This is a genomic window from Micromonospora sp. NBC_00860 (assembly GCF_045207375.1).
Classification (GTDB): domain Bacteria; phylum Actinomycetota; class Actinomycetes; order Mycobacteriales; family Micromonosporaceae; genus Micromonospora; species Micromonospora vinacea.
On the sequence record NZ_CP108825.1, the window covers coordinates 3,447,948 to 3,462,563 of the forward strand.

The 14,616-nt window shown below is 73.5% G+C and carries 11 protein-coding genes; 1 reads left to right on the forward strand and 10 read right to left on the reverse strand.

What is annotated here, in order from left to right; genetic code table 11:
- Window positions 1-3: 3 nt before the first annotated feature.
- Complete coding sequence (gene ald / locus OH804_RS15810) at window positions 4-1,119, reverse strand: alanine dehydrogenase (RefSeq protein WP_196922377.1); 1,116 nt, start codon at window positions 1,117-1,119, stop codon at window positions 4-6.
- A 292-nt stretch (window positions 1,120-1,411) separates the two neighbouring features.
- Here ald and OH804_RS15815 point away from each other — a divergent pair, with 292 nt between their 5' ends.
- A complete protein-coding gene (locus tag OH804_RS15815; protein ID WP_196922376.1) occupies window positions 1,412-1,687 on the forward strand; it encodes a TM2 domain-containing protein in 276 nt (91 codons plus the stop codon).
- 83 nt (window positions 1,688-1,770) lie between these two features.
- Here OH804_RS15815 and OH804_RS15820 read toward each other — a convergent pair whose 3' ends face one another.
- From OH804_RS15820 to recN, 9 genes are all read right to left on the reverse strand, one after another.
- Complete coding sequence (locus OH804_RS15820) at window positions 1,771-2,376, reverse strand: NUDIX hydrolase (RefSeq protein ID WP_196922375.1); 606 nt, start codon at window positions 2,374-2,376, stop codon at window positions 1,771-1,773.
- A gap of 76 nt (window positions 2,377-2,452) precedes the next feature.
- Complete coding sequence (locus OH804_RS15825; protein WP_112697923.1) at window positions 2,453-4,204, reverse strand: CTP synthase; 1,752 nt, start codon at window positions 4,202-4,204, stop codon at window positions 2,453-2,455.
- A 163-nt stretch (window positions 4,205-4,367) separates the two neighbouring features.
- Complete coding sequence (locus OH804_RS15830) at window positions 4,368-6,773, reverse strand: hypothetical protein (protein WP_406066087.1); 2,406 nt, start codon at window positions 6,771-6,773, stop codon at window positions 4,368-4,370.
- A complete protein-coding gene (locus tag OH804_RS15835; RefSeq protein WP_406066089.1) occupies window positions 6,773-7,951 on the reverse strand; it encodes a glycosyltransferase family 4 protein in 1,179 nt (392 codons plus the stop codon). Before OH804_RS15835 ends, OH804_RS15830 begins: the two co-directional genes overlap by 1 nt.
- Window positions 7,948-9,630, reverse strand: a complete 1,683-nt coding sequence (gene murJ, locus OH804_RS15840; RefSeq protein ID WP_406066091.1) for a murein biosynthesis integral membrane protein MurJ — start codon at window positions 9,628-9,630, stop codon at window positions 7,948-7,950. Before murJ ends, OH804_RS15835 begins: the two co-directional genes overlap by 4 nt.
- 1 nt (window position 9,631) lies before the next feature.
- The gene (locus OH804_RS15845) at window positions 9,632-10,498 is read right to left on the reverse strand and encodes a hypothetical protein (RefSeq protein WP_406066093.1); all 867 of its coding nucleotides are present in this window, start codon (window positions 10,496-10,498) and stop codon (window positions 9,632-9,634) included.
- A gap of 67 nt (window positions 10,499-10,565) precedes the next feature.
- Window positions 10,566-11,507, reverse strand: coding sequence for a copper transporter (locus OH804_RS15850; protein ID WP_196922372.1), 942 nt, complete (start codon window positions 11,505-11,507; stop codon window positions 10,566-10,568).
- A 27-nt stretch (window positions 11,508-11,534) separates the two neighbouring features.
- Window positions 11,535-12,713, reverse strand: a complete 1,179-nt coding sequence (gene steA, locus OH804_RS15855) for a putative cytokinetic ring protein SteA (protein ID WP_124773929.1) — start codon at window positions 12,711-12,713, stop codon at window positions 11,535-11,537.
- Between the two features lie 119 nt (window positions 12,714-12,832).
- Window positions 12,833-14,590, reverse strand: a complete 1,758-nt coding sequence (gene recN, locus OH804_RS15860; protein WP_196922371.1) for a DNA repair protein RecN — start codon at window positions 14,588-14,590, stop codon at window positions 12,833-12,835.
- Window positions 14,591-14,616 lie beyond the last annotated feature (26 nt).

Sequence of the window (14,616 nt, forward strand, 5' to 3'; positions counted from 1 at the left end):
CGTTCAGGCCAGCGCGTCGGCCAGCGGGAGCACGTCCATGCCGTGCGCCTCGGCCACCGGGCCGTAGGTGACCTGACCGGCGTGGGTGTTGAGGCCCAGCGCCAGCGCCGGGTCGTTGCGCAGCGCCTCGCGCCAGCCCTGGTTGGCCAGTTCGAGGGCGTACGGCAGGGTGACGTTGGTCAGCGCGTAGGTGCTGGTGTTCGGCACCGCGCCGGGCATGTTCGCGACGCAGTAGAAGATCGACTCGTGCACCTTGTAGACCGGGTCGGCGTGCGTGGTGGGGCGCGAGTCCTCGAAGCAGCCGCCCTGGTCGATGGCGATGTCGACAAGCACGCTGCCCGGCTTCATCCGGGAGACCAGCTCGTTGGAGATCAGCGTCGGGGCCTTCGCGCCGGGCACCAGCACCGCGCCGATGACCAGGTCGGCGTCGAGCACGGCCCGCTCGACCTCGTACGCGTTGGAGGCGACGGTCTGCAGGTGGCCCCGGTAGATCGCGTCGGCCTGCCGCAGCCGGGCGACGTTCTTGTCCAGCAGCAGCACCTCGGACTGCAGGCCCAGCGCGATCGCGGCGGCGTTCATGCCGGAGACGCCGGCGCCGATGACCACGGTCTTGGCCGCGTACACGCCGGAGACACCGCCGGGCAGCACACCACGCCCACCGCCGGTGCGCATCATGTAGAAGGCGCCCACCTGCGGGGCGAGCCGGCCGGCGACCTCGGACATCGGGGCGAGCAGCGGCAGCGACCGGTCGGGCAGCTCGACGGTCTCGTAGGCGATGCCGGTGACCCGGCGGTCGATCAGCGCGTCGGTGCACTCCTTGGAGGCGGCCAGGTGCAGGTAGGTGAAGAGCACCTGCCCCTCGCGCATCCGGTGGTACTCCTCGGCGATCGGCTCCTTGACCTTGAGCACCAGCTCGGCGGTCTCCCACACCTCGTCGGCGGTGGCGAGGATCGTCGCGCCGGCGGTGGCGAACTCCTCGTCGGTGATGCTGGAGCCAACCCCGGCGCCGGACTCGACGAAGACCTGGTGGCCACTGCGGGTGAACTCGTTGACGCCCGCTGGCGTGATCGCCACGCGGTACTCGTGGTTCTTGACCTCGCGTGGGATTCCGACCTTCACGATGCAGACACCTCTCTTCGGGGCTGCTCTCCCCCGACTGCTCGGTGCCGCGACGGCCCCTTTGCCATCGCGGTACACCGGTCCCGCGGCGGCAGTCTAGGCGCGCCCGGCGCCGCCGCGAGCCAGCACAGTGGCATCCGGTGCCCGGGTGTCCTGACGAAGTGTCAGGCACCGACCGGATCCGTCGATCGCGCATCACCCTCAACCGACAGGACAGTGTTTCACCATTATCGTCCCATCTGCCGGGTGGCGGTGCGGACAGCCGGCGAGTGGATCACTAATGTGTCCGCCCATGACCACTCCTCCTTACCAGCCCGGTTACCCCCAGCCGGGGTACCCACAGGGCGTCTCCGACAAGAGCAAGATCGTCGCGGGCATCCTCGGCATCCTGCTCGGCACCTTCGGTGCCGGTCGGTTCTACACCGGACACACCAAGATCGCCGTTCTCCAGCTCGTCGTGAGCGTGGTGACCTGCGGCGTCGGCGCTCTCTGGGGCGTCATCGACGGCATCCTCATCCTGGTCAACGGCGGTACGGACGCGCAGGGCCGTCCGCTGCGCGACTCCTAGACCAGACAGCGAAAGGGGCCCCGCGGTTGACCGCGGGGCCCCTTTGGCGCGTACTCCCCCACCGGCTGGACCGGCGGCGACGCTCAGCGCGGCAGCGGCGCGTCCGCCCGGCGCAGCTGCGTGAAGCCGGTGTCCCGGGCGCGGGCCGCGGCCAGCAGCCCGGCCACCGCGGCCGCGTTGGTGACCTCACCGGCCAGGACCATGGCGACCGCCTCGTCCAGGTCGATCCGGACGACCTGGAGGTCGGCCTCCTCGTCGTGGCGCTCGTGCCGCTCGTCGGCCGGCACGTCGCCGAGGTCGCGGGCCAGGAACACCCGGACGATCTCGTTGGTGAACCCCGGCGAGCTGTGCAGGTCCACCAGCACGTCGACCCGCCCGGCGGTGAGGTCGGCCTCCTCGGCCAGCTCCCGCAGCGCCGCCGCCGGCAACTCCTCGCCGGAGACGTCCATCAGGCCGGCCGGCAACTCCCACAGGTGCCGGCCGACCGCGTGCCGGTACTGCCGGATCAGCACCACCTGGCCGGCGTCGTCGAGCGCCACCACGGCCACCGCCCCCACGTGCCGGACGAGGTCACGCAGCCCGGTGCCGCCGCCCGGCATGGTCACCTCCTCGGTGACCACGTCGAAGATCCGCCCCCGGTACCGCTCCTGCCGGGAACGCACCTCGTAGCGGTGCTCGACGGCGCTCACGCCGTCGACTCGCTACGCTCGACGACGGCGCGAGACGCCACGCTGCTGAGCCTGCTGGTTCGCTCGCTGCGCTCGCTCACGAGGCCGACGACGCCTTGGTCGCGGCGCCGTTGCGGGCGGCCTTGCGCGTCGTCGGGGCCTCCGCCGCCGCGTCCAGGTCGACCGGCAGCTGGTCGGCCTGCGAGTACGCCACCGCGGCCTTGACGAACGAGGCGAACAGCGGGTGCGGACGGGTCGGACGGCTCTTCAACTCGGGGTGCGCCTGGGTGGCCACGAAGAACGGGTGCAGGCTCCGGTCCAGCTCGATGAACTCGACCAGCCGGCCGTCCGGCGACGTGCCGGAGATGTGCAGGCCCGCCTTCGTCAGCGCGTCCCGGTAGGCGTTGTTCACCTCGTACCGGTGCCGGTGCCGCTCGCTGATCTCCGTGCTGCCGTACGCCTCGGCGACGATCGAGCCCTCGGTCAGCGTCGCCGGGTACGCGCCCAACCGCATGGTGCCGCCCAGGTCGCCCCGGCCGGCGACGATGTCCTCCTGGTCGGCCATCGTGGCGATGACCGGGTGGGCCGCCTGCTCGTCGAACTCCAACGAGTTGGCGCCGTCCAGGTCGGCCAGGTGCCGGGCCACCTCGATGGTCATGCACTGCAGGCCGAGGCAGAGGCCGAGCAGCGGGATGCCGGCCTCGCGGGCGTACCGGGCGGTGCCGATCTTGCCCTCGATGCCGCGTACGCCGAAGCCGCCGGGGATGAGGATGCCGTCCACGCCGGCCAACGCCGCAGCGGCGCCGGCGGGGGTGACGCACTCGTCGCTGGGCACCCAGCGCAGCTGCACCCGGGCCCGGTGGCCGAAGCCCGCCGCCCGGATCGCCTCACTGACCGACAGGTACGCGTCGGGCAGGTCGACGTACTTGCCGACCACCGCGACGGTGACCGTGTGCCGGGGGCGGTGCACCCGCTCCAGCAGGTCGTCCCAGCTGGCCCAGTCCACGTCCCGGAAGGAGAGGCCGAGCCGGCGCACCACGTACGCGTCGAGCCCCTCCCGGTGCAGCACCTTCGGGATGTCGTAGATGCTCGGGGCGTCCGGGGCGGCGACGACCGCCTCGGCGTCCACGTCGCAGTAGAGCGACAGCTTCTCCTTGAGCTTCACCGGGATCTCCCGGTCGCAGCGGAGCACAATCGCGTCCGGCTGGATACCGATGTTGCGCAGCTGCGCCACCGAGTGCTGGGTCGGCTTGGTCTTCAGCTCACCCGACGGCGCCAGGTACGGCACCAGCGAGACGTGCAGGTAGAAACAGTTGTCGCGGCCCAGGTCGTGGCGGACCTGACGGATCGCCTCCAGGAACGGCAGCGACTCGATGTCGCCGACCGTGCCACCGACCTCGGTGATCACCACGTCGGGGAGCTGGCCGTCCTCGTCCGGGTCGGCCATCGCCAGGATCCGCGACTTGATCTCGTTGGTGATGTGCGGGATGACCTGGACGGTGTCGCCCAGGTACTCGCCGCGCCGCTCCTTGGCGATCACGTCGGAGTAGATCTGGCCGGTGGTGACGTTCGCCTTGCCGGACAGCGCCCGGTCGAGGAACCGCTCGTAGTGCCCGACGTCGAGGTCGGTCTCGGCGCCGTCCTCGGTGACGAAGACCTCACCGTGCTGGAACGGGTTCATCGTCCCCGGGTCGACGTTCAGGTAGGGGTCGAGCTTCTGCATCACCACGCGCAGCCCGCGCGCGGTCAGCAGGTTGCCGAGGCTGGAGGCGGTGAGGCCCTTACCCAGCGAGGAGGCGACGCCCCCGGTGACGAAAATGTGCCTGGTCGTCCGTGCTGATGGGGCCAAGGCCTGCTCCCGTGTCGTCTGTCGCGGTCATGCAGACCGCCGTGCTTGATCAGCAAAGTGATCACGCGATCCACGGGATTCGACGGTAACACCTCCCGGGCGGGTACCCGCAGGCCGCACCCCGGCTGCGACACCTCCGGGCCATCCGGACGAGGTCCGGCGCTCAGGGCGCGGCAACCTCCGTCGATGACCGGGAGACCTGCCGGGGCGGTACGGGCACCGTCGGCGTGGGGTCCGGAGTCGACCCGCTCGCGGTCGGGTCGACCGGCTCGTCGGCGTCCTCGCGGCGGTCGCCCGGAGGGTCCGACGCCGGTTGGGTGACCTTCGCCGGTGCGCTCGCGGGCGGGCCGCTGATCGGGCGCGGGTGCACCGCGCCCAGTGGCCCACCACCGCCGGACGGGCCGTCACCCCCACCGACCGGGCCGACCCCGCCGGGCCCGGAGTCGTCGTCGGCGCGGGGGCGGCCCGTTGCCGGCCGGGTCCGGTCCGCGGCGTGCCCGAGCACCCGCAGCGACGACAGGGCGGCCATCGGCACCACCAGGGCGGCGGCAGCGCCCATCAGGTCCAGTGCCGCGCCGTCGAGCACGCCACCGAGCACCGCGGCGACCACGGTGCCGGCCAGCGCGGCCCGGACCGCCGGGTAGATGCCGAACAGCCGCATCAGGCCACCCCACGGCTGCAACAGGGCGAACCACACCAGCAACCCGCCGGCCAGCGCCAGCACGGTCAGCGGGCTGTTGACCAACGTCTCGAAGTTCTCCGTGCTGGACCGGTGCACCGCGAACCCGCCGGTGCCGTCACCGAGCGCGGAGAGAAACCGCCCCAGGCTGCCCCGCTCCCCCGGAGGGCGCCGCAGGTCCACCACGGCGAACCCGATGCCGACCGCCAGCGCGGCCATGGTGGCCCAGGCCAGCCGGCTGATCGTCAACCAGCCGCCGGCACTGATCACGGCGGCGACACTCACCCCCGCGGTGAGCGCGATCGCGCCGACCGGGTCGGCACCCAGGTACGGGCTGCCGACCACCACCACGGCGAGACCACCCACCGCCACCATCACCGCCGGCCGCCAGCCCCGGTGCACCCGTTGGGCGAACCAGCCGCCGGTGAGCAACGCGCCGGCGAGGAACACCCCCAACCCCACAGTGCTCAGCCCGGCGTACCGGCCGCCCTGCAACGCGGAGTAGCCGACCACGCCGTTGAGCTGGAGGCGGGCCCCGGTGAGCACGTCCAGCCCGACCACGAGCGTGGTGAGGCCAGCCACCGCGCCGAGGGGTCCGAGGGTGCCCGCGTACCCGGGGGCGAACCGCACCGCGGCGGTGCCGGCGGCCACCAGCAGCGCTGTCACCCCGGCGAAGATCCACCCGGGGTGCTCACCGCGCCACCAGGGCACCGCGTCGGCCAGCAGCGCCGCCGGCACCGTCAACGCCGCGGCGACCAGCAGCAGCTCCACCACCGCCACGATCCGCCCGGAGACGGGCGTCGGGCCGGCCGGGCCGGCGTGCGGACGGGCCCGGCGCAGCAGCGGCAGGATGGCGAGCGCCAGCAGCACCTGCACCCCGGCGAGCAGCGCGAAGAACACACCGGAGACGGAGCGCTGGGCGGCCGCCTCCCGGTCGGCGCTCGCCGGAGCGTCGATGGCCTCGGCCAGGTCGGCCGGACGGCCACCGGTGCTGATCGCCGGACGGCCGAGGAAGAGCCTCTCCGGCATGGGCCGGCCCAACGCGGCGAGGGCGGTCGGCGCGAGGTCGACAAGTTGCAGGTACCCGTCTCGGCCGGTGCTGGCCGAGGTGAGCCACCCCCGCTCCCAGCCCGGCCCGTCGGCGACCGCCACGTGCAGCCGTGCCGGCTGGGCGGTATCGGAGATCCCCGCGACCAGCACCAACGACCGTGGGGGTCGCGCCGCCAGCACCCGGGCCAGCTCGGCGTCCGCCGCGCGGGCCTCCTCGGCGCGGGTCGCCGGATCCCCCCCCTCGACAGTGCCGAGGTCGACGATGCTCAGCACACACGAGCCGAGCAGCGGCCGCGGGTCGGCCGGCAGCCCGGACGCGTACCGGTCGACACGGCCGAACGGTCGGGCGGCGGCCACCGCCGCGCCCGGGCCCACGGCGACGGAGCACCGCACCGACTCGGACAACGAGCCGGGCATTGCACCCCAGGGCAGTCGCTGCTGGTTGTACTGGACCACGCTCTCCTGGTCGGGCAGGTTCGCGCCGATGCCGTCCGGCTGTTCGACAGTCACCCCCGCCGACGGGCAACCGTCGACCGACCGGCTGCCGTTCCACGCGGCGAAGCTGCCCGCGCCGAGGGTCAACCAGCCGTCCACCGGGCAGGTGGGCCGGTGCGCGGAACGCACCGACAGGGAGCCGATCGACCCGTCCTGGGCCATCCGCCACAGCGTCGGGGTGCTCTGCGGATCCACGTCCTCCCAGCGCAGCCCGGCGATCCCGGCGAGCACCACGAAGTCGGCGGTGCGTTGCGGGGTGCCCTGGGGTGGGCGGGCGGCGAGCGCGGTGACGCCCAGCGCCACCACGAGCACTGTCAACAGGGCGGGGGCGATTCGGCGCAACATCACCGGTGTCCCGTTCTCGGGGCGTCGGAGCCCGGGGCGGTCGCCGGGCCACCGGGATCCCCGGCCAGCTCGGCGTAGAGGGCGACGAGCGTGGCGACGGTGTCCTCCTCGGTCGGCCAGGTCGCCGCCCGTTCGGCGCCACGCCGGCCCAGCTCCGCCCGCGCCGCCGGGTCGTCCAGCAACGCGCGTACGGCCGCGTCGACAGCGTCCACGTCACCGGCGGGCACCCACGTGGCGGCGTCGCCGACCAGCTCCGGGAGGCCGCCCACCTGGGTGGCCACCAGCGGCACACCGGCGCGCAGCGCCTCCTGGGCGAAGAGCTGCCGCGCCTCCCAGTCGCTGGTCACCACCGCCAGGTCGGCGCCGGCGAGGAGGTCGGCCACGTCGGTGCGGTGCCCCAGCAGGGTCACCGGGGCACGGGCCGCCGAGGTCCGCGCGGCGAGCGGCAGATACGCCGGCCCACTGCCCGCGATCACCACGACCGGGGGCGGGGTACGCGTACGCCAGCGGGCCGCCGCGTCGATCAGCACGTCGTAACGCTTCTGCGGGTGCAGCCGGCCGACCGAGAGGATCAGCGGCTGGTCGGGGCGGACACCGAACTCGGCGCGTACCGCCGCCGGGCGTCGACGCGGCGCGGGCAGCGTCGGCGCGGCGACCGGGGCGAGCCGGGCGTCGGCGGCGCCCACCTCGGCGGCCCGTCGCACCAGGTCCGAGGAAGCCCCGAGCGCCACCCGGACGCCCCGGGCCACCACCCGTTCGACGAGCCGGGACACCCCGCCCCGCAGCCCTCCGGCGAGCACCGCGTTGTGCCAGGTGACGACCAGCGGGGCGGTCGGACGGGCCAGCACGGCGACCAACCCGGCCCGCAGTCCGTGCGCGTGCACCACGTCGACGTGAGCGGCGGCGAGCACCCGACGCAGCGCGAGCACCGCCCGGGCGTCGGCCGGAGTCGGGCTGGCCGGGATCTCCACCGGCGCGAACCGGGCACCGACACCGGTGAAGTCGAACTGTTCCTGTGTGGCGGCCGGCCCGCACACCAGGACGGTGGCGCCGCCCGCGACGAGGCCACGGGCCACCGAGCGGACGTGCTGGCCGACCCCACCGGTGCTGGACGCGAGCACCAACGCGACGGTGCCCGACCACCCGGCGGGCAGAGCTGGATCATGTCCCGCGCTCACTGGCCCACCGTCTCCTTCCCGTCGCCCCGCTGCGGGGAGCCCGCGTCCGGCGGCGCACCGCCGGACGACCCCCGCCGGCCCAGACGCCGCACCGCCCCGGCGAGCAGTGGCGCTACGTCCCGCCGGTCGACGAACCAGACCACGGCGAGGAACACCACCCCAACCAGAACCCCGGACAGCATGCCCTGACCCAACGCCGCCGCGATCGTCGGGGTGCCGTCGTCCGACCCGTTGAGCCAACGGGTGAGGCCCAGCCCGGCGAGCCCGGCGAGCACTCCGGCGAGGCCACCGGCCGCCCCGGCCCGGGCCGCACCCGCGAGGGCGGGGCGGCCGGCGCCGCGCCGCACCGCCACGAGCAGCAACGCGCCGAGCACCAGCATCCCCACCGAGTTGGCGGACGTCAGGGCGAGCACCCGGTCGGCGGTGGGCAGCAGCACCGTCAACGGCACCGCCACGGCCGGAACGACCAGCCAGCCGAGGGTGATCGCCACCGTCGCCGACCGGGTGTCGCCGCGCGCGTACAGCGCCCGGGACAGCAGCGCGAACAGGCCGTAGCCGAGCAGTCCCGGCGCGAACCCGCTGATGGCCGCCGCTGTGGACGCCGGATTGTCCGGGTAGAAGAGGGCGGCGATCGGCTGCGCGGTACCGATCAACGCCGCGACGCCCAGGCAGCTGAAGAGCAGCACGCCCCGCGTCGCGCCGGAGAGGGTCCGTCGGTAGCCGTCCTCGTCCCCGGCCGCGCTGGCGGCGGCCAGGGTGGGATAGGACGCCACCGCCAACGGCACGGCGAGGACCGCCCACGGCAGCAGATAGATCGCCTGGGCCAGGTTGAACACCTGTGGGGAGCCGGTGGGGCCCCCGGAGACCCGGTTCAGGACCACCAGGAGCGCGATCTGCTGTGCGGCCACCGTCACCGCGCCGGCCGTGGCGAGCCCGCCGATCCGGGCCCGCGCGTCGGCGGTGAAGGCGTACCCGAACCGGGGCCGTAGCCGCAGCCGGCGCAGCGGGATCAGCAGCGAGAGCGACAGCACGACCACGCCCACAGTGGTGCCGCCGGAGAGGAGCAGTTCGCCGCTGCGGCCCACCTGGGCCACCGACACGCCCCGCCCCTGGGCGGCGCCGAAGGCCACGTAGACGACGACCACGGTGAGGCTGGACAGCAGCGGCGCGATGACCGGCCAGGCGAAGCGTCGGTGTGCCTGCAGGACGCCGGTGAGCACGATGCCGATCCCGTAGAGCGGCAACTGCGGGGCGAACACGCGCAGCATCCGGGCGCCGGCGGCGAGTTCCGCCGCCGATCGTCCCTCGCTGATCAGCGAGATGATCGGGTCGGCGAACAGGACGACGAGCACGGCGAGGGGAACCAGCAGGCTCACCGTCCAGGTGAGCAGGGCGCCGGTGGTGGCCGCCACCGCCCGCCGGTCCTCGGCCGCGACCGCCCCGGCCAGCAGGGGCACGACCAGGCTGGCCAACGCCCCGCCCGCGACGATCTCGAAGACGATGTTCGGCACCGTGTTCGCGATGACGTACATGCCGCCGAGGTCGCTCTGCTCGACCACCCAGGTGAACACGGCGGTGCGGCCGAACCCGGCGAGTCGGCTGGCCACGGTGAGGACGGCGATGAGCGCGGCTGCCCCGGCCAGCCGGCCGGCGCCGGCGAGGGGTGCCGGTCTGGTCACGTCAGTCGGCGCGTCGGCCCAGTGCGTCGAGTTCGCGCAGCCCCGGGGTCCGCTGGATCACCGCCGTGAAGCTGACCTTCTCGCTGGCGGCGGTGAGCCCGGCGAGGACGGCGAGCAGACCGGCCCGGCCGAGCGGGCCGGTACGGGCGGCGAGCGCGACGCCGAGCAGCGCCCCGAGCGCGTTCGCGCCACTGTCGCCGAGCATCACGTCCTCGGCCAGGTCGTCGCGGAGCAGGCCGGCGGCGGCGCCGGCCGCGCCCGCGGCGATGCCGCCCTGCGGGCCACCGGTCAGCGGCGCGGCGAGCAGCAGCCCGGACTTGAGGGCGCGGCCCGGCCGCAGGTCGAGCAGATTCAGCAGGTTGGCCGTGCCGGCGATCACGCCGGCGCCGAGCAGCACGTCGACACCCCGACCGAACGCGCCGTGCCGCTGCCGGCGCGGGTGCGCGGCGACCCGGGGGTCGGCGGCGAGCAACGCGGCGGCACCCAGCCCGGCGGCACCCACCCCGACGACCTTGACCAGACCGGCGGTGACCCGCCCCTCGCGCAGCGCGGCGAGGTGCCCGGCGAAGCCCTTGGCCGCCTTCTGCTCCGGGCGCGCGCCGACCACGTCGTCGTACAGGCCGACGCCGCCCGCGCCGAGACCGGCGACCAGGGCGGCTCCACCGGCCGCGCCGCCGGTGGCGCCGAACGCGCCAGCGGCAGCCGCGCCGGCGGCCAGCGCCGGCCCGGCGGCCAGGCTCACCGTGCGGCCACGGAAGTTGGTGCGCTCCAACGCGGGCCCGGCCGGCGAGGTGCGGGCCTCACGCAGCGCGTACCGGGCCGCCGCGGCTCCCGCGCCGGCGATCAGCAGCCGGCCCAGCGCGCTCACGCCGCCACCTCGCTGGCGCGGCAACACGCCACCTGGTCGGATCCGGACACGGGGGTACGTCGTTCGCTCACTGGGGCAGTCTAGGCAGCAGCGACGGGGCATTGTCGCCGACGCCGTACTGCCCTGCCTTCTTCTCGGTGAGTTGCTGCACCAGGGCGAGGGTGGTGACCACCTGGCCCTGCACGGTGTTGGCGTTGTCGACCGTGGAGATGGTCTGGGCGAGCACCGGGTCGCCGCGCACCACGCCGACCAGGTTGCCGCCGACGGAACCGTTGCCGGCCACCACGATCGACCCGGTGCGGTCGAACTGCTCGGCGATCTTGACGACCGACTCGTCCCGCTTGTCGGAGTCCTTGTCGACGTACGGCTGACCGCTGACCACGACGACCGCCTCCGCCGAGGCGGTGACCTTGTTGCTGTCGGTGGTCAGGTAGCCGGCGTTGTTGTAGGCGGCGAGCACCGCCCGCCGGTCGGCGTCGCTCACCGGCGTGACGCCCTGGGCCCGGTCCAGCAGGACGCTGGCCAGCAGAGCGCTGGAGGTCTCCACGCCGTGCCCGTTGCCCGGCAGGCCGGTGGTCTGCGCGGTCGGGCGGGCCGCGGTGACGGCCAACTCCAGCAGGTTGGAGTTGTTGTCCGGGTTGATGAACTTGTCCTGCAGGTCGACCTGACCGGTGATGGTGGCCCCGGCCAGCTGGAGCTTCTTCAGCACGCCCTCGGTGTGGTCACGCCCGTTGGGCAGGCTGAGCACCACGACCCGACGCCCGGCGAGGGTGCCGGGCAGGACGACCTGGGAGATCTCCTCGGCGAACTCCTCTTCCAGCGCGAGTTGCTTCTCCATGTTGCTGACCGTCTGACGCCAGTGTTGGTTGTCCTTGCGCAGCCCGGTGACCTGCCCCTCGAGCGAGTCGGCGACCGGGCCGTTGAGGGCGGCTGTGCCGACCACCAGACCGATCGCCAGAGCCAGGAAGACCGCGGTGAGGGACACCACGTGGTAGCGGAAGTTGATCACGCTTGCAGCCTCTTGATCGGTCGGGAACTAGAAGAGCCGGTACAGCTGGAACACGAAATTGTCCCACCACTCGGCGACGACGCCCAGGTACGCCTTCCCGACCGTCGACACGGCCACCGCGGACGCCATCGCCGCGATCGCCGACAGCACCAGCAGCAGCAGCGACGAGCCGGAGATGCTCTGCCGGTAGAGCCGGCTCACCCCCTTGGCGTCGACCAACTTGCCGCCGACCTTCAGCCGGGTCAGGAACGTCGAGGCCATCCCGCCACGGCCCTTGTCGAGGAACTCGACGAGGGTGGCATGGGTGCCGACCGCGACCAGCAGCGAGGCGCCCTTCTCGTCGGCGAGCAGCATGGCCAGGTCCTCGCTGGTCGCCGCCGCCGGGAAGGTGATCGCCGGCACACCGAGGCCGTTGACCCGGGGCAGGCCGGGCGCGCGCCCGTCCGGGTACGCGTGCACGATCACCTCGGCGCCGCAGCGCAGCACGTCGTCGGTGACCGAATCCATGTCCCCGATGATCATGTCCGGGGTGTAGCCGGCCTCGACCAGGGCGTCCGCGCCGCCGTCGACGCCGATGAGCACCGGCTTGAACTCCCGGATGTACGGGCGCAGCACATCCAGGTCGGCCTTGTAGTCGTAGCCGCGCACCACGATCAGGCAGTGCCGACCCTGGATCTGGGTCTCGATGTCCGGCACCCCGACACCGTCGAGCAGCAGGTCGCGTTCCTGGCGCAGGTAGTCCATCGTGTTGGCGGCGAACGCCTCCAACTGCACCGACAGGCCCTCCCGGGCGTCGGCCATCGCCTTGCCGACCGACTCGGCGTCCTGGAGGCTGCCGTGCGCCACCGGCTCGTCACCGGCGAAGACAGTGTTGCCCTCGATGCGCACCTGGTCGCCCTCGCGGATCCGCTCGAAGACGCCCTCACCCAGGTCGTCGAGGAGCGGAATGCCGGCGGCGATCAACACCTCCGGGCCGAGGTTCGGGTAACGACCGGAGACCGAGGGCTTGGCGTTGAGCACCGCCGCGACCCCGACGGCGACGAGCGAGTCGGCCGCCACCCGATCCAGGTCGACGTGGTCGATGACCGCGATGTCACCGGGGCGCAGCCGACCGACCAGGCGTTTCGTCCGGCGGTCAAGGCGCGCGGTGCCGAGGACTCTGCCCGGTTCGGAGTTCCGGTTCCGGCGCAACGTGGGTAGACGCATCGTGACCATCCTGGCATGTGAGGCAGGCTTTTCTGTCGCGACATGCCTGAGCAGGGCCGCCTACCCAGGGAAGCACACACCGGCACAAGCCGGTGTGCTTGCGCTCACAATACGCGGCGTCACAACCGCCTTTCCTTGGCGGCCACTGCCAGAAGCTCCTCGGCATGGGCGATACCCAGATCCGAATCGGGCAAACCCGCCAGCATGCGCGCCAACTCCCGGGCCCGCTCGGTGTCCTCCACCACCCGCACCCCGCTGGTCGTCACCGCACCGCCGGTGTCCTTCGCCACCACCAGGTGCCGGTCGGCGAACGCGGCCACCTGCGGCAGGTGTGTGACGACCAACACCTGGTGGCTGCGGGCCAGCCGGGCCAACCGGCGGCCGATCTCCACCGCCGCCTGGCCACCGACCCCCGCGTCGACCTCGTCGAAGACCAACGTGGGCGGACCACCCGAACCGGCGAACACGACCTCGATGGCGAGCATCACCCGGGACAGCTCACCGCCGGAGGCACCGCGCTGCAACGGCAGCGACGGCGCGCCCGGATGGGCCAGCAACCGCAGCTCCACCTCGTCACCGCCGTCCGCTGTGACACCCACCTCGACGCCGTTGACCGCCAACGTCGGCTCGGCCCGCCCGGCCGGACGGGGCAGCACCGCCACCTCGATCCGCGCGTGCGGCATGGCCAACCCGGCCAGCTCGACGGTGACCTGGTCGGCGAAGCGGACCGCCGCCTCCTGCCGGGAGGTGGACACCCGCCCGGCGAGGTCGGCCACCTCGACGGCGAGGCGCTGGCCCTCCCGCTCCAACTCGTCGAGCACGTCGTCGGACATGTCCAGGTCGGACAGTCGGGTGCGCGCCCGGTCGGCCCAGGCGATCACCCCGTCGACGTCGTCGGCGTACTTACGGGTCAACGCGCGCAGCGCCGCCCGCCGCTCGTAGACGTGCTGCAACCGGGCCGGGTCGGCGTCCAACGTCGCGAGGTACGCCGACAGCTCCGCGGACACGTCGGTGACCAGCGTGGCCGCCTCCTCCAGGCGGGCCGCCAGCTCACCGAGCGCCGGATCGGTGCCGGACTGCGCCTCCAGGGTCCGCCGGGCGGTGCCGAGCAGCGCCGCCGCGTCCGGTGTCTCGTCGGAGGCCTCCACGCCACCGGCCACGCACTGCTGGGCGATCTGCGCGGCCGTGCGCAGGCCCTCGGCGTGCTCCAGCCGCTGCGCCTCGGTCTTCAGCTCGTCGTCCTCACCGGGCTGCGGATCGACCCGGGTGATCTCGTCGAGGCCCAACCGCAGCAGGTCGGCCTCCTGGTTACGCTCGCGGGCGTTGCGCCGCCGGTCGGCCAGGTCGTCGACGACCCGACGCCACCCCGTGTACGCCTCGCGCAACGCGTCGAGCAGCTTCTCGTGCGCGGGGCCGGCGAACCGGTCCAGTGCGGCCCGCTGCTCGGCCGGGCGCAGCAGCCGCAGCTGGTCGGACTGGCCGTGCACGGCGACCGCCTGCTCGCCGACCTCACCGAGCATCGACACGGGCATGCTCCGGCCGCCGACGTGCGCGCGCGAGCGCCCCTCCACCGTCACCGTGCGGCTCAGCAGCACCGAGCCGTCCTCGTCGGGTTCGCCACCGGCCTCGATGATCCGCGCGTGCACGGCGTCGCCGACCCGCCCGTGCAGCCGCAGCCGGCCCTCCACCACCGCCCGGCCGGGTTGGGCGCGGACCCGCCCGGCGTCGGCCCGGCCGCCGAAGAGCAGGCCGAGGCCGGTGACCACCATCGTCTTGCCCGCACCGGTCTCGCCGGTGATGACGTTCATGCCGCCGGTCAACGGCAGCGTGGTGTCTTCGATGACGCCCAGTCCGGTGATGCGCAGCTCTTCCAGCACAGCCACCGACAGTAGACGCGAGGCCC